At 70.1% G+C, this 15,212-nt stretch carries 12 protein-coding genes; 4 read left to right on the top strand and 8 right to left on the bottom strand.

Translation table 11 applies throughout. The features are described from left to right. Positions 1 to 125 precede the first annotated feature (125 nt). Positions 126 to 3,590, top strand: a complete 3,465-nt coding sequence (locus tag OHN74_RS08380) for a DNA polymerase III subunit alpha (RefSeq protein WP_327693888.1) — start codon at positions 126 to 128, stop codon at positions 3,588 to 3,590. Further along, complete coding sequence (locus tag OHN74_RS08375; RefSeq protein ID WP_327693887.1) at positions 3,587 to 4,570, top strand: DNA polymerase Y family protein; 984 nt, start codon at positions 3,587 to 3,589, stop codon at positions 4,568 to 4,570. Before OHN74_RS08380 ends, OHN74_RS08375 begins: the two co-directional genes overlap by 4 nt. 54 nt (positions 4,571 to 4,624) lie before the next feature. Here the strand turns inward: OHN74_RS08375 and OHN74_RS08370 are convergent, their stop codons facing one another. The 6 genes from OHN74_RS08370 to OHN74_RS08340 all read right to left on the bottom strand — a co-directional run bounded on the left by OHN74_RS08370 (position 4,625) and on the right by OHN74_RS08340 (position 11,781). Continuing rightward, positions 4,625 to 5,134: a MerR family transcriptional regulator gene (locus OHN74_RS08370; RefSeq protein ID WP_327693886.1), complete on the bottom strand. Its 510-nt coding sequence runs from the start codon at positions 5,132 to 5,134 to the stop codon at positions 4,625 to 4,627. A gap of 115 nt (positions 5,135 to 5,249) precedes the next feature. Next, positions 5,250 to 6,257 carry a DJ-1/PfpI family protein gene (locus OHN74_RS08365; protein ID WP_327693885.1) on the bottom strand — a complete coding sequence of 336 codons (1,008 nt, stop codon included), beginning with the start codon at positions 6,255 to 6,257 and terminating at the stop codon, positions 5,250 to 5,252. A 91-nt stretch (positions 6,258 to 6,348) separates the two neighbouring features. Continuing rightward, positions 6,349 to 7,059 carry an SDR family oxidoreductase gene (locus OHN74_RS08360; RefSeq protein WP_327693884.1) on the bottom strand — a complete coding sequence of 237 codons (711 nt, stop codon included), beginning with the start codon at positions 7,057 to 7,059 and terminating at the stop codon, positions 6,349 to 6,351. 345 nt (positions 7,060 to 7,404) lie between these two features. Continuing rightward, positions 7,405 to 8,061 carry a response regulator transcription factor gene (locus OHN74_RS08350; protein ID WP_327693883.1) on the bottom strand — a complete coding sequence of 219 codons (657 nt, stop codon included), beginning with the start codon at positions 8,059 to 8,061 and terminating at the stop codon, positions 7,405 to 7,407. Next, on the bottom strand, positions 8,058 to 9,380 hold the full coding sequence (locus OHN74_RS08345; RefSeq protein WP_327693882.1) for a sensor histidine kinase: 1,323 nt from the start codon (positions 9,378 to 9,380) through the stop codon (positions 8,058 to 8,060). The genes OHN74_RS08350 and OHN74_RS08345 overlap by 4 nt, the downstream gene beginning before the upstream one ends. A 151-nt stretch (positions 9,381 to 9,531) precedes the next feature. Then, positions 9,532 to 11,781, bottom strand: a complete 2,250-nt coding sequence (locus tag OHN74_RS08340; RefSeq protein WP_327693881.1) for an MMPL family transporter — start codon at positions 11,779 to 11,781, stop codon at positions 9,532 to 9,534. Positions 11,782 to 12,120: 339 nt separating this feature from the next. On the opposite strand from OHN74_RS08340, the gene OHN74_RS08335 reads away from it, so the two are divergent. Beyond that, positions 12,121 to 13,005 carry an esterase/lipase family protein gene (locus OHN74_RS08335; protein ID WP_327693880.1) on the top strand — a complete coding sequence of 295 codons (885 nt, stop codon included), beginning with the start codon at positions 12,121 to 12,123 and terminating at the stop codon, positions 13,003 to 13,005. Between the two features lie 75 nt (positions 13,006 to 13,080). Here the strand turns inward: OHN74_RS08335 and OHN74_RS08330 are convergent, their stop codons facing one another. Then, positions 13,081 to 14,112 (bottom strand): lytic polysaccharide monooxygenase auxiliary activity family 9 protein, encoded by a 1,032-nt coding sequence (locus OHN74_RS08330; RefSeq protein ID WP_327693879.1) that lies wholly within the window; start codon positions 14,110 to 14,112, stop codon positions 13,081 to 13,083. Positions 14,113 to 14,347: 235 nt separating this feature from the next. Continuing rightward, a complete protein-coding gene (locus tag OHN74_RS08325) occupies positions 14,348 to 14,482 on the bottom strand; it encodes a hypothetical protein (RefSeq protein WP_327693878.1) in 135 nt (44 codons plus the stop codon). Positions 14,483 to 14,619: 137 nt separating this feature from the next. Here OHN74_RS08325 and OHN74_RS08320 point away from each other — a divergent pair, with 137 nt between their 5' ends. Beyond that, positions 14,620 to 15,207, top strand: a complete 588-nt coding sequence (locus OHN74_RS08320) for a class I SAM-dependent methyltransferase (RefSeq protein ID WP_327693877.1) — start codon at positions 14,620 to 14,622, stop codon at positions 15,205 to 15,207. Positions 15,208 to 15,212: the final 5 nt, after the last annotated feature.

Raw genomic sequence — 15,212 nt, 5'->3', positions numbered from 1 at the left:
TCCTGGGTGGCAGCCCTTCCCGAATCGCATAAATGTTCGATGCTGGTCTAGGGTGGTGCCATCACTCCGGAGTGGCCGGAGTGGCAGCGTGGAGATAGGGGGCAGCCAGTGGCGAGGTGGTCCAGATGCGCGGTTTTACGCATCTGCACGCCGTCTCCGGGTTCTCCCTGCGGTACGGCGCCTCGCACCCCGAGCAGCTTGCGGAGCGGGCCGTCGAGCGGGGGATGGACGCGGTCGCCCTGACTGACCGGGACACCCTCGGTGGGGCCGTCCGTTTCGCCAAGGCCGCAGGCCGGGCCGGTGTCCGACCCCTGTTCGGAGTGGATCTCGCGGTGGAGGCGCCTCCCGAAACGGCCGGACGTACGGAGCGGCGACGCACACCGGCCCGCGGTGGCGCCTTCGTCGACGAGTCGGCCCAGCGCGTGGTTTTCCTTGCCCGGGACGGGGCCCGCGGCTGGTCCGAGCTGTGCCGGCTGGTGAGTGCCGCGCACGTGGACACCACAGGAGACCGGCGCCCCCTGCTGCCCTGGGACGCCCTCGGCGGGGAACACCTCACGGTGCTGCTCGGCCCCGGCTCGGACGTCGGCCGCGCCCTGGCGACGGGGCGGCCGGACCGTGCCGCCCAGCTGCTCGCACCCTGGCGGGAGCGGTACGAGGGCGCGGCGCTGCGCATCGAGGTCGTCTGTCACGGCCGCGGTGGCACCGGTTCCGGTTCGCTGCGGCTCGCGGCCCGCGCTCTCGGCTTCGCCGCCGATCAGCGGATCACTCCCGTCCTGAGCAACGCCGTACGTTATGCCGACCCCGGCCAGGGCCCGGTCGCGGACGTTCTGGACTCCGCGCGCCGTCTGGTGCCGATCGATCCACGCGGCGAGCGGGACTGCGGCGAGCGGTGGCTCAAGCCCGCGGCGGACATGGCCCGTATCGCCGAACAGGTGGCCGAGGCCGCCGGGTACGGCGGGAACACCGCCCGGCGACTGCTCGAGGTCACCGAGGAGACCGCCGCCGCGTGCCGTGTCGATCCCGAGGACGATCTCGGGCTCGGACGCGTGCATTTTCCCGAGCCGGAACTCGTCGGCGTCCACCGGAGCACCCCTGAGCAGGTGCTGCGTTCGAAGTGCGCCGCCGCGATGCTGCTGCACCGCTACGACCGTGACCGCCACCGCTGGGAGCGCCTCGATGACGAACTGCGCCTGATCGAGAGACTGGGATACGCCTCGTACTTCCTCACCGTTGCCCAGGTCGTCGCCGACACCCGTGAACTCGGAATCCGGGTGGCCGCGCGCGGCTCCGGCGCGGGTTCCCTGGTCAACCATCTCCTCGGGATCGCCACCGCCGATCCGGTCGAGCACGGTCTGCTCATGGAACGCTTCCTGTCCGACCGGCGCACGGAACTGCCCGACATCGACATCGACGTCGAGTCCGCCCGCCGACTGGACGTCTACCGGGCGGTCATCGACCGCTTCGGTACGGAGCAAGTGGCCACCGTGTCCATGCCGGAGACCTATCGCGTACGGCACGCCGTACGCGATGTCGGTCTTGCCCTCGGTCTGGATCCGGCCGAGGTGGACCGGCTTGCAAAATCGTTTCCTCACATCAGGGCCCGAGACGCCCGAGCCGCCCTGCGGGAGTTGCCGGAACTGCGCGGTATCGACCCGGAGGCGTACGGCCCGCACATGTGGGACCTGGTCGAGGCCCTGGACGCGCTCCCGCGCGGCATCGCCATGCACCCGTGCGGTGTCCTGCTCTCCGACGCGACGCTGCTGCGCCGCACCCCGGTCGTGCCGACCAGCGGCGAGGGCTTCCCCATGTCCCAGTTCGACAAGGAGGACGTGGAGGACCTCGGGCTGCTCAAGCTCGACGTGCTCGGCGTACGCATGCAGTCCGCCATGGCGCACGCCGTCACCGAGATCGAGCGGACCACCGGGCACCGCGTCGACCTGGACGACGCCGCCCAGGTTCCGCCGGACGACCCGAAGACGTTCCAGCTGATCAAGTCCTCGCAGACGCTTGGCTGTTTCCAGACCGAGTCACCCGGTCAGCGCGACCTCATCGCCCGGTTGCAGCCCGAAACCTTCCATGACCTCGTCGTCGACATCTCGCTCTTCAGGCCAGGACCTGTCGCGGCCAACATGGTCGATCCGTTCATCAAGGCCAGACACGGGCGCCAGGCACCCCGCTGTCCGCACCCCGACCTGGAGCCCGCGCTGCGGGAGACGTACGGCGTGGTGGTCTTCCATGAGCAGATCATCCAGATTCTGTCGGTCATGACCGGCTGCACCCTGGCCTTCGGTGACTACACGCGGCGGGCGCTGTCGGACGCCGACCGGGTCGGACGAGTACGGGCATGGTTCGCGCAGGAGGCTCGCGGGCGGGGGTACGAGGAGGAGGTCGTCGAGCGGACCTGGGAGATCGTCGAGGCGTTCGGGGCGTACGGCTTCTGCAAGGCGCACGCGGTGGCCTTCGCGGTGCCCTCGTACCAGTCGGCGTGGCTGAAGGCTCATCATCCGGCCGCCTTCTACGCGGGGCTTCTCACGCACGACCCGGGGATGTATCCGAAGCGGCTGCTGCTCGCGGATGCCCGTCGGCGGGGCGTACCGATCCTGCCGCTCGATGTGAACGCGTCGGATGTCGCCTATCGAATCGAACTGGTGTCTGGTTCGGAGGGTGGTCGGTCCGTCTGCGGGGTCCGGCTCGCTCTTTGCGACGTGCGTGGGATGAGTGAGAGCGAGGCGGCGCGAATCGTCGCAGGGCGCCCCTACAGCTCGCTCCAGGACTTCGCTTCCAGGGCCCGGCCGTCCCGGCCCATCGCCGAACGCCTCGCCCAGGTGGGCGCGTTGGACGCCTTCGGCCGCAACCGCCGCGACCTGCTGTTGCATCTCGCTGAGCTGCATCACAGCCAACGGGGCTCTGCGCAAGGCCAGTTGACGTTGGGGGAGGCCGACGCGGCCCACCGTACGGTCGCCCCCGCCGGTCTGCCCGACCTGGACGACGCCGAGCGGCTCGGAGCCGAGCTCGGGGTGCTCGGCATGGACACCTCGCGTCATCTCATGGGCGATCACCGCGAGTTGCTGGGAGAGCTCGGGGCCATTCCCGCGAAGCGGCTGAAGGACCTGCCGCACGGACAGGTGGTGCTGGTCGCCGGTGCGAAAGGGGCCGTACAGACCCCGCCGATCCGCTCCGGCAAGCGGGTCATCTTCACGACACTCGACGACACGACCGGCCTGGTGGACTGCGCGTTCTTCGAGGACAGCCATGACACCAGCGCGCACACCGTCTTCCACTCCTGGCTGCTGCTCGTGCGCGGAGTGGTGCAGCGCCGTGGCGGAGGCAGCGGAAAGGCGCTGTCGGTGACCGGCTTCGCCGCCTGGGACCTCACCGAACTGGCCCAACTGCGCCGCGAAGGCGGCCTGTCGGCGGTCACGGAACGACTCACCCAGGCCGATGCACCATCGGGCGGAGCCGCGGACAGCCGCAGTCTCCGGCTGGAGACCGGCTACGCGCTGCATCCCTGGGCGGATCTGCAGCCGCCCGGCGAATCCGTCAAACAGAACCGCAAGCTGTGGCACCAGAGCCCCGGGAGCGCAGGATGAACATCCTCTACATCCACTTCCACGACCTGCGGGACGAGCAGCTCTACAGCCGTCTGCTCGCCCTGCTGGCCGAGTACACCCCGCTGGTGCAGGCCCTGCCGCCGGATGCCGCACTGGCCGACGTCTCCGGCAGCCTGCGCTACTTCGGCACGGACGCCACGGCACTCGCCGAGCGCATCCGAGCGCGCACCGGCGGGCTGTACGGGCTCCGCTCGACGGTCGGTGTCGCCGCGAACCCGCTTCTTGCCCGTATGGTCGCGGCCGACGGCCCGCCCTCGACGGTCCGCACCCTGCCCGACGACATCGACACGGTCACCGCCTTCCTCGCGAAGAAACCCACCGGCGCCCTGCAAGGCGTGGGACCGGCGACCGCCCGCACCCTGTCCTCGTACGGCCTGGACAGCGTCGGCAGGATCGCGGCCGCACCACTCGGCACACTGCAGCGCATCCTGGGCGTCACCGCCGGCCGCAACCTTCACGACGCGGCCCACGGCCTCGACCCGACACCAGTGATCCCTTCGGCCCCGCCCCGCTCGATGAGCGTCGAACACCGCTTTGCTCAGGACGAGTTGGACCGGGACCGGCAGCGCGCCGCCCTGCTCGCGCTCACCGACCGCCTCGGCCTACAGTTGCGTGGCGAATCCCAGGTGGCCTGCGCCCTCACTCTCACCGTCCGCTACGCGGACCGCTCGACGACGACGCGCACCCGCAAGCTACCCGAACCCACCGCTCACACACGCTCCCTGACGGCACTCGCCTACGACCTCCATGACCGACTCGCTCTTCAACGCGCCCGTGTCCGCACTGTCTCCCTGCGGGCGGAGAACCTGATCGCCGCCGAACAAGCTCCCCGCCAACTGCTCTTCGAGCCGACCGACGAGAAATCCCGCCGCATCGAGGCCGCCGCCGATCGCGCCCGGGACCGGTTCGGTGCGGAGGCGGTGCAGCCGGCAGGAGCGGCGACGTTCCATGTCGCATGATCAGACCTCTCCCGGGAGTGGTATCGCCCTCAGGGCGGTCGGCCTGATCGGGCTCTACCGACACCACCACGGTTTGAGGGCGGGCGGGCTCCAGGGGTGTGTCGTCCTCACCTTGGAGTGAGCACGACCCTCTCGTACGCCTGTGACCAGTGTGCGGCAGGCCGATTCAGGCGGTACGGCGGCGACGCCGGCGCGTACGGGGTGGCAGTGGTCGGGATGGCTGGGGTCCGTCGTCACAGCGATGATCTCGTCGAGGCGGGCGCGCACTGCCGTGAGGTCGTTGATCTGGCGGTCGATGCGGGCCCGTTCGGTGACGAGGTTGTCGGTGAACCCATGGGGCGCATCGCCCTCGTTCATGCACCGCGGCAGGACCTCGCGGACGAGTCTGCTGGAGAGGCCGGCAGCATACAACTGCTGGATCATCCTTACCCGCTCGACCGCGCCGTCCGGGTACTGCCGCTGCCCCCCGCCGGTACGCGTGGCACCGAGCAGCCGCTGCTCCTCGTAGTAACGCAGGGCCCGGACGCTCACTCCGGCCCGTTCGGCGACCTCCCCGATCCGCATGACTGCTCCCTTGCTGTTTGCGCTGCTGTTTCGCGTCCCAACAGGAGTTACATCTGACGTCAGCGTGATGTTTCAGCCTAGCCGATGTCGACATCCTGCGCCGGGAGGGGCGGGGTCAGTGGCTCGGCAGGAGGGTGCGCAGACGGGCGGCGTGCTCGTCGATCGACTGGGGACCGTTGCTGGTGAGCAGGCGGACACCTTCCTCCCAGATGACCTTGATGGCGGTCGGGTTGGTGGTCGTCTCCACCTTGTAGCCAGCGCTCCTGAGGGCTTCGTCGATGAAGTAGCCCATCCGTACCTTCTTGCCGGGGATCTTGAGGTAGCCGTTGCTGAGGACGAAGAGTTCGGCGGACTTGGCGACCGTGGTCACCCGCACACCGTTGAAGGCGTGGTCGAGGTCGGTGACGACGGTGCCGTCAGCACCCACCCGGTACTTGGCCGAGGCCATGGCGATGGGGGCGTGGCAGATCAGCGAGATCAGCACCTGGTTCTCGCGCAGGGTGTGCAGGAGTTCGCCGAGCCAGGGGTTGTCGACGAAGTCGACCATGGGAGCGTGGCCGCCCGGCATGTGCACGAAGTCGAACGCGCCCAGGTCGAAGGCGTCCTCGGGGTCACGGTGTCTGTGCACGAGCTGCTCGATGGACTGGTAGGTGTGCTCCGGCAGGTCCTGCATCGACTTGATCAGGTCGTCCCGCAGCACCACGACCTCTTTGTCACTGCCCGGCAGCGCCTCGGAGACGGGCAGGCGGCCCAGGTAGCGGCGGGCGAGGGCGAGTTCGCTGTCCCGGCGGGCGACGAGTCCTGGCCGTTTGGCACGGAAGGTGTCGACGTCGAAGCGGAACGCCTGCGCAGCGGTGGCCGTGATGTTCGCGGAGCTGAACTTGTCCGCGGCGTGCATCGGCAGGGCCAGGCCGTTGATCTCCAGTTGCGGGACGAGTCCGCCGGGGGTGGCGAAGGTGAACTCGTACTCGTCACCGAATTCCTTGAGGATCTGCGCCAGCTCGACCAGATAGAACCCGGTGGAGACGCCGGGGTGGTCTGCCGGTGCGGTGAGCGGCAGAACAGCAGCCGACGGGACGACGATCAGTGCCTTGGGCTTGGACGAGGAGGTGGGGGTGTTCATGGCGGGCCTTCTTTCATGCTGCGAGCTGGGGGAATGGAGGGCGCGCTTATCGGTCACGGACCGTCGCGCCGTGGTGGGCGATCCTTGGATGTCAGGCGGCGGTCGCGGCCGGTGTGTAGACCACGGCGGGGTCCAGAGTCAGGTTGGCCTTGGCCCGCGCGGTCAGCGCGTCGGCGATGACCTCGGACTGCTTGGCCTCGACCCCGTCGAGTGCGGCCCTGACGACGTCGGCCGGATCGTTCTTCTCGAATGGCTGTCCCTTGGCCATGTCGGTGTCGGTGGGTCCCATGTACAAGCCGGTGACCAGGGTGTTCTGTGCGGAGAGTTCCAGGCGGACGCTGTTGGTCAGGCTCCACGCGGCGGCCTTGGCCGCGCTGTAGGCACCCCAGTGTTCGGAGGGGGTCCAGGATGCGACCGACAGGACGTTGACGATCGCCCCGCCGCCACCCGCCTTCAGGATCGGGGCGAAGGCTCGGATCATGCGCAACGGACCGTAGTAGGCGGTGTCCATCTCCAGCTCGATCTGGTCCAGGTCACCGTTGACCAGGCCATTGATGGTGATGATGCCGGCGTTGTTGACCAGTAGCGTCACGTCCGAGGCGGCTTCCGCCACGGCGGCGACGGAGGCCGGGTCGGTGATGTCGAGCGCCAGCACCTCCGCTCCCGGCAGATCAACGCGCTCGGGGTTGCGCGCGGTGGCGTACACCTTGGACGCTCCCCGCTCCAGCAGTTGGGTGGCGAAGTGGCGGCCGAGGCCGCGGCTCGCACCGGTGACAAGGGCGACGGAGTTGGCGATGCGCATGGGGGGTGGTCCTTCACGTAGGAATGCGTCGGGAACGCCCTGGTGGGGACCGACAGCAGCTACGCTAGAACCTCACGCTAACGTCAGGTGCAAGTCCTTTCGGGGTGAGACCTCCGTGAGGAGACAGACGCCGCTGACTCACGGTGATCCCCGCGCCGACGCCCTGGTGCCGGCCGACAGTTCCCACCGCCGGCTCTCCCTCGACCCGGGCGACGCCCGTGCCCGCGCCGCCGAATCCGCCGCGGACCGTGCCCTGCGGCGCTTCGGCCCGGAGGCCGTACGTCCGCCGCGCCGGCCGCGGTTCCACGGGCGTCCTGACCGTCCCTCCCGGAAACGGACGTCGGCTCAGGACGGGCGTACCAGGCCGACGTCGTACGCGAAGATCACCGCCTGTACCCGGTCCCTGGCGCCGATCTTCGCGAGGATTCGGCTGACGTGGGACTTCACGGTGGACTCGGCGAGGTGGAGGATCTCGGCGATCTCCGTGTTGTTCGATCCGCCCGCCATGGCCGTCAGGACCTCGCGTTCGCGTTCGGTGAGGTCGGCGAGCCGGCGTTCGTGTTCGGGGGCGGGGGCGGACCGTCGGCTGGTGAAGGTGTCGATGAGCTTGCGGGTGACACCGGGTGAGATGACGGCGTCCCCGGCGGCCACCGCGCGGATACCGACGACGAGTTCCTCGGGCCGCGCGTCCTTGAGGAAGAAGCCGCTGGCCCCGGCGCACAGCGCTTCGTACGCGTACTCGTCGAGATCGAAGGTGGTCAGCACCAGGACACGGGAGCGACCGCCCGACCCGACGATGCGCCGGGTGGCCTCGATGCCGTCCATGCCGGGCATGCGTACGTCCATCAGGACGACGTCGGGGCGCAGTTCGGCGGTCTTGCGGACCGCTTCGCTGCCGTTGGCGGCCTCGTCGACGACGGTCATGTCGGGTTCCGCCTCCAGCAGCATGCGGAAGCCGAGACGTTGCAGGGTCTGGTCGTCGACGATCAGGACGGTGGTCATGCCGGAAGCCTCTCCGTGGTGTGGGCGGGGCCGGAAGGAGGGTCGGTGAAGAGGAGGGCGTGGACACTCCAGCCGCCGTGGTCGTTGGGGCCCGCGGTGACGCTGCCCCGGTAGAGGGCGGCGCGTTGCCGCATGCCGACCAGCCCCTGGCCGCTGCCGGACTTCGGGAGGGCCGCCTTCGCGGGGTGAGACGGGCCGGTGTCCTCGACGCCGACGCGGACCGCGTCGGAGCCGACGGTGATGGAGACGGTGACAGTGGTTTCGCGGGTGGTGTGCCTGAGCGTGTTGGTGAGGGCTTCCTGCACGATGCGGTAGACGGCGAGCTGCACTCCCTGGCTGAGTCCGGTCAGCTCTCCGGCGGTGTGCAGGGTGGCGGTCGGGCCGGCGGCCCGGACCCGTTCCAGCAGGGCTTTCAGATCGGCCAGCCCCGGCTGAGGGGCGAGCGGGGCCTCGGACCGGGTGCCCTGCTCGTCGCCGATGACCGTGAGCAGACGGCGCAGCTCACCCAGCGCGTCCCGGCCGCTGTCGCCGATGATGCGGAGCGTCTCCGCGCCGCGTTCCGGTTTGGTCCGGGAGAGGGAGGCGGCGCCGTCGGAGAGGCCGACGATGACCGCGAGGGTGTGGCCGAGGATGTCGTGCATCTCCCGGGAGACACGGGCCCGCTCCTGGGCGGCCGAGAGACGGGCCTGCTGGGCGCGGTCCTTCTCCAGGGCGGCGATGACGGTGTTCACCAGCCGCCCGGCCAGGCCCAGAAAGGCGAACGCCGTCACGACCAGCAGCGTCAGCATCAGCACCACCCAGGGGCGGGTGGCATGAGCCACCTGGCCCGAGTCCCAGAAGACGGTGCCCGCCACGGTGATCTGCGCCAGGGTGACGGCCGTGGCCACCCCCGCCCGACGGGGGGTGGCGAAGCGGCCCATGTTGAACAGGGCCACGACCCACGCCGAGTTCGCTCCGGTCAGGATCCCCAGGAAGGCGACGGGCATCGAGACGACCGTGATGACGGCCCACACCAGAGTGGGCCGCTGCTGCCGCCACAGCAGCGGGACGGTGAGCCCCAGCGTCAGCGCCACCTTCACCGGGATGTCGGGGCCGAAGTCAGGGTCGAACACCTCGGACGCGCCGAGCAGGGTGCAGAAGGCGGGCACCGCCCAGCGCCGGATGCGGGGGTGCGCCCGGTCGGCCAGCCGCCATCCCGCCAGCCGGGTGATGATCGAGACGATCGCCCGCTGCTCGGGGTCGGGGTCGTCCGACAGCGGCCGGGGAAGCCGGATGACGTCGTACGGCTCCGGCTGCGCGGCTGTCTTCGATGCGGTCACTCTGTACGCCCTTCGCGGTGCGGGCGGGCCCGTCCGCCGACCTCGGGGGAGTGGACCGGCGGACGGGGACTCGGGGCACGGCCGGGCACGGCCGGCCGGGTCCCGAACGCCCAGATGGGGATCGTACGGCCGTGCGGTGGGTGCTTTCCTGTCAGCGCTTCTGCGTCAGCCTCTCCTCGGCCTCGCCGGCCTCCTCGTCCACGGGGCCGTCCGGAGCGGGCGTTCGGCGTGCCTCCAGCGTCTGGCGCAACTTCTCGCCCTCGACGTCCACGTCGGGCATGATCCGGTCGAGCCACCCCGGCAGGGCCCAGGCGCGGCGGCCGAGCAGGGTCATCACCGCCGGGACGATGGTCATGCGGACGACGAAGGCGTCGAAGAGGACGGCTGAGGCGAGTCCCAGGCCGATCGACTTCACCAGTGCGGTGTCGTCCAGCAGGAACCCGGCGAAGACGGAGATCATGATGATCGCCGCGGCGGTGACCACCCGGCCGCCGTGCTTGAAGCCCGCCACGATCGCGTCGGTGGGCTCGGCGCCGTGGACGTACTCCTCCCGCATCCGGGTGACGAGGAAGACCTCGTAGTCCATGGCGAGACCGAAGACGACACCGATCAGCAGGATGGGCAGCACGCTGACGATCGGCTGGGTCTGGTCGACGCCGAAGAGGTCCTTCAGCCAGCCCCACTGGAAGACCGCGACCAGGACACCGAGGGTGGCCACCACACTGAGCAGGAAGCCGAGGGCTGCCTTGAGCGGGACCAGGACCGAACGGAACACCAGCAGGAGCAGGATCAGCGCCAGTCCGACCACGATGGCCAGATAGGGCAGCATGGCCTGGCCCAGCTTGGTGGAGACGTCGATGTTGACGGCCGTGGTGCCGGTGACCATCAGATCGGCGCCGGTGTCCTTGTGCAGAGCGGCACTGTGGTCGCGGATGTCGGCGACCAGGTCCTTGGTGGCCTCACTGGTCGGGGAACTCCTGGGGATCACACCGATCAGCGCCACGTCACCGGACTCGTTGAAGACGGCAGTACGGGCGGCGGCGACGTCGGGCAGCTTGCTGATCGTGTCGTACGCGTCCCGCGCCGCCGCCTCGGGTCCGGCACCGGTGCTGTTCCGGGCGTCGACGACCACGGTCAGCGGGCCGTTGAAGCCGGGCCCGAAGCCCTTGCTCAGGGTGTCGTAGGCGACGCGCTGGGTGGAGCCGGGGGAGGCCATGCTGTCGTCGGGCAGGGTCAGGCGCAGCGACATCGCCGGAATGGCCAGCAGCCCGAGGCCCAGCACCGAGACGACGAGCATCTTGACCGGGTTGCGGGTGACGAACCGGCCCCAGCGCACGCCCATCGCCTCGCGCTCGCCGCGCTCCTCGGCGCGATGACGCTCGCTGGTGAGCTTCCCCTTCATGATCCGCATCCCGGCGAAGCCCAGTACGGCGGGCAGCAGGGTCAGCGCGATGACGACGGCCACGGCGACCGCGAAGGCGGCGGCCAGACCCATCGTGGTGAGCATCTTGATGCCGATGACGCTGAGCCCGGCCAGCGCGATGACGACGGTCAGACCGGCGAAGACGACAGCCGACCCGGCGGTGCCCAGGGCCCGTCCGGCGGCCTCCTCCGGCTCGTGCCCGTCCCGGATCTCGCTGCGGTAGCGGGAGACGATGAACAGGGCGTAGTCGATCGCCACGGCCAGGCCCAGCATCAGCGCCAGGGTCGAGGAGGCCGAGGCCATGTCGAAGAAGTGAGTGGAGACGGTGATGCACAGGATCGCCACTCCCACGCCGAACAGCGCGGTCAGCAGCGGGAGTCCGGCGGCGATCATCGAGCCGAAGGTGATGACCAGCGCTACGGCGGCCACCGCGAGGCCGATCAGTTCGGCAGCCTTGCTGGCGGCCTTCTCCTGCACGGCGCTACCGCCCAGGCTCATCGTCAGCCCGGCCCGCTCGCCCTTCTCGGCGACCTGGTTCAGGGCGTCGGACGCGGCGGTGGTGAGATCGGCCTTGGGTACCCGATAGGTGACCTGGGCGTAGGCGATCGTGCCGTCCTTGCTGACCAGACCGGCACTGAAGGGCTCGGAGACGCTCGCCACCTGCGGCGCCTTCTCGAGGTCGGCGACGAGGGACGTGATCTCGGCCTTGTTGGCGGCGGAGGTCAGCTTCTGCCCGCCGGGCGCCTCGAAGACGACCCGGGCCGTGGCACCGTCCGCGGAGGCCTGCGGGAACTCCCTGCCCAGCAGATCGATCGCCTTCTGGGACTGGGTCCCGGGCAGGGTGAAGTCGTCCGTCGTCTTGCCGGAGACGCCGGCGGCACCTATACCGACGGCGGCGAGGACGACGATCCAGAACATCAGGAAGGACCGTCGGCGTCTGAAGGCGAGCCGGCCCAGTCGGTAGAGGAACGTGGCCACGGAAGTACTCCCAGCAGGAGATGGATCATTGCGCGAACAGGGGCTTGATCGACCCTCTGGTCACGCTATGAGCGCTCTTCCGTGAGCCCCCGGCACCGCGGGACCGAATCCGGCGGGCGGGCAGTACCCCGGTACCGGCGCGGCTCATCCTCAGGGGAGGGGGTCCCGAGTCGGGGTCCCCTTATCACGGCCTCCGGCTGCAACGGGAATTCTTTACCGACGCGTAACTTCCCTCGTTGCGCTACTCGCCCGTAACTTGACAGGTGAACAACATCCAGTGATCCGGATCACAGGGCGTAGAGCCGTCGTAACTCCCTTGAGCCGCAAGGAGATCACTCGATGCTGCCCTGGAAACGCGCACTCAGACCTCTCGCCGCACTGCTGCTGGCCGCCGCGGCCACCGCCGTGCCCGTCGCCACCGCGCAGGCCGAGACCCAGGCCGACAGCCAGGCCGAATCCGCCTCCAGCAGAGGCTGGAACGACTACTCCTGCAAGCCGTCCGCCGCCCACCCCCGCCCCGTCGTCCTCGTCCACGGCACCTTCGCCAACGGGGTGGACAACTGGCTCACCCTCGCGCCGTACCTGGTGAACCGTGGCTACTGCGTCTTCTCGCTCGACTACGGCCAACTGCCCGGCGTACCCCTCTTCTACGGCCTCGGCCCCATCGACAGGTCGGCCGAGCAGCTCGCCGCCTTCGTCGACAAGGTGCTCGCCGCGACCGGTGCCGCCGAGACCGACCTCGTCGGCCACTCGCAGGGCGGCCTGATGCCCCGCTACTACCTCAAGTTCCTCGGCGGCGCCGCCGAGGTGCACACCTTCGTCGGTATCGCGCCCAGCAACCACGGCACCACCCTGAACGGCCTCACCAATCTGCTGAAGTACTTCCCCGGGGCCGACGACCTCCTCACCACGGCCACCCCCGCCCTCGCCGAACAGGTGGCCGGGTCCGCCTTCCTCGCCAAGCTCAACGCGGGCGGTGACACCGTCCCGGGCGTCAGCTACACGGTGCTCGCGACCCGGTACGACGAGGTGGTCACGCCGTACCGGAGCCAGTTCCTGAGCGGCTCCGACGTGCACAACGTCCTGATCCAGGACCTGTGTCCGCTGGACCTCTCCGAACACGCCGCCATCGGGCTGCTCGACCGGATCGCGTTCCACGAGGTGACGAACGCACTCGACCCGGCGCACGCCACAGCCACCACCTGTCTGTCGGCGGTCGGCTGACCCCGGTCGGGGAACGTCCGCCGGGGCCCGGCCGGCCTGAGCCGCCGGCCGGGCCCCGGCGAACCGGGCGACAGGTCAGCGGCCGTGTTGTCCGGCGCCGCTCACCGCGCGTCGGCGGACCGAGAGGAACAGTGCGGCGGCGCCCAGCGCCAGGGCGCCCGCGCCGCCCACCACGAGGTACGGGGTGCCGGAGGTTCCGCCCGTCTCGGCGAGGTTCACCGCGGCGCCCGCCGCCTCGGGCTGTGCGACCGGCGCGCTGCTGGACGTGGCGGAGGGTGTGGCGGGGGAGGACGCACCGGCCCCGGCTTCCGTCTCCGCATGGCCCGTGTGCCCGACATTCGACTCGTCGGCACCGTCCTCGATCTGCTCCTCGGAGGGAGTGGAGGCGCTGCTCGACGCACCGCTGTCGCTGACGGTGCCTTCGCCGGTGCCTTCCTCTGCCCCACCGCCCGCTCCCGCTCCTGCTCCCGCGCTCGCGCCGAACGTCACGTCGGAGCACGAGTAGAACGCCTCCGGGCTGTCCGAGCGCTGCCAGATCGCGTAGAGGAGATGTCTGCCGGAACGTTGCGGCAGAGTGCCGGAGAACGTGTAGAAGCCCCCCGCCGCGACCGGGTCCGTAGCCCTGGCGACCGGGTGTTCGAGGTCCAGGTCGGCCCAGGACAAGGGCTGGGCCGGGTCGTAGCCCGCCTTGGTGAGGTACACCTCGAAGGTGCCCCTGTGCGGGGCGGTCACGCGGTACCTGAAGGTGTACGAGCCGCCGCGCACGCCGGTCGCCGGCCAGTCGGCGCGGGCCAGGTCGAGGCCCTTGAACTCGTCGTTGCCCGCGCTGCACAGCTCGCCGTCCGGGATCAGCGCCTGGTGCCGTCCGCCCGCGTCACCGATGCGGATGCCGTTCCAGTCGTAGAGCGCCTGCGTACCGCCTGCCGAGACCGCCGCCCGGCAGGCGGCCGACGCCGGGCTCTCGGGGCCCTCCGCGTAGCACTGGGCGACCCTGCTGACCGGGTCGCCCATGGAGCCGTGCGCCGACGCGGGCAGGGCGCTCAGGGAGAGCGGGGCCGCGAGGGTGACAGTGATGATCGCGGCGGCCGTGCGGCGACGTACGGGCATGCGGGATCTCCTCGCAACGGTCGATCGGGGGCGCTCAGCAAACTAGCCCCAGGAAACCGCTGAATCGCCTGTTGAAGGCGGGTGAGGGAGATCCTTATGGTCGGCTTAAGGAAGGGTTCGGACTGCGCTCAGGTAGGCAATCACGCACAGGGCACGCGCGCGTGGCTCCACTACCGCTACCGCGTGACGTCGGACTGGCGGTTTTCCAGGGCCGGTCGACGTCAGTCGGCCGACCTCAGCCGTCCGGCCACCAGGTGCGTGCGATGTCCTTGCGGACCTCGGGACGCTCGGTGGTGCGTTCGTCGGCCTCTTCCCGCACCCGGCGGGTGTCGGACTTCTTCAGGGGCTTCTGCACGGTTACGCGGCGCATGGCTGCCTCCTTCGGTCCACCGGGTTCCGCGTTTTCACGGAGATAGACCATTTCCGGGAGGGTGACTCATCGGCGCCGGTCTGTCAGTGGCGGTCGTCACGATTCGATTGTCAGTGGCGGGTGTCACTCTTGGCCCCATGACCGACACCGACTGGGACGCAGAGGCGCCCACCTTCGACGACGAGCCAGACCACGGCCTGCGCGATCCGCTCGTGCGCGAGGCATGGGCGGCCCGGCTGCGATCCTGGCTGCCGGACCGCCCGGCCGACGTCCTCGACCTGGGCTGCGGCACCGGCAGCCTGTCGCTTCTCGCGTCCGAACAGGGACACCGCGTCACGGGTGTGGACTCCTCCGGAGCGATGGTCGAGCACGCCCGGAGCAAGCTGGCCGGCCGCGCCGCGGTGTTCCTGGTCGGCGACGCGGCGGCCCCGCCGGTGGGGGAGGAACGCTTCGACGTCGTGCTCGTACGGCATGTCCTGTGGACGCTGCCCGACCCCGCGCGCGTGCTGCGCCACTGGCAGGGCCTGCTCCGGGCCGGCGGGCGGCTGGTGCTGGTCGAGGGCGTGTGGGGGACGGTCAGCCCGGTCGGCATACCTGCCGACACCCTTACGGGGCTGCTCGCGCCCCTTGCCGCAGACGTGCGCGTGGAGCGGCTGTCCGGCGATGCGCGGCTGTGGGGACGCGAGGTCGAGGACGAGCGGTACGCGGTGGTCGCGACGGTGTGAGCGGC

This window comes from Streptomyces sp. NBC_00459 (genome assembly GCF_036013955.1).
In the GTDB taxonomy this organism is placed as follows: Bacteria; Actinomycetota; Actinomycetes; order Streptomycetales; family Streptomycetaceae; genus Streptomyces.
This window is presented reverse-complemented; position numbering and strand designations above follow the sequence as displayed.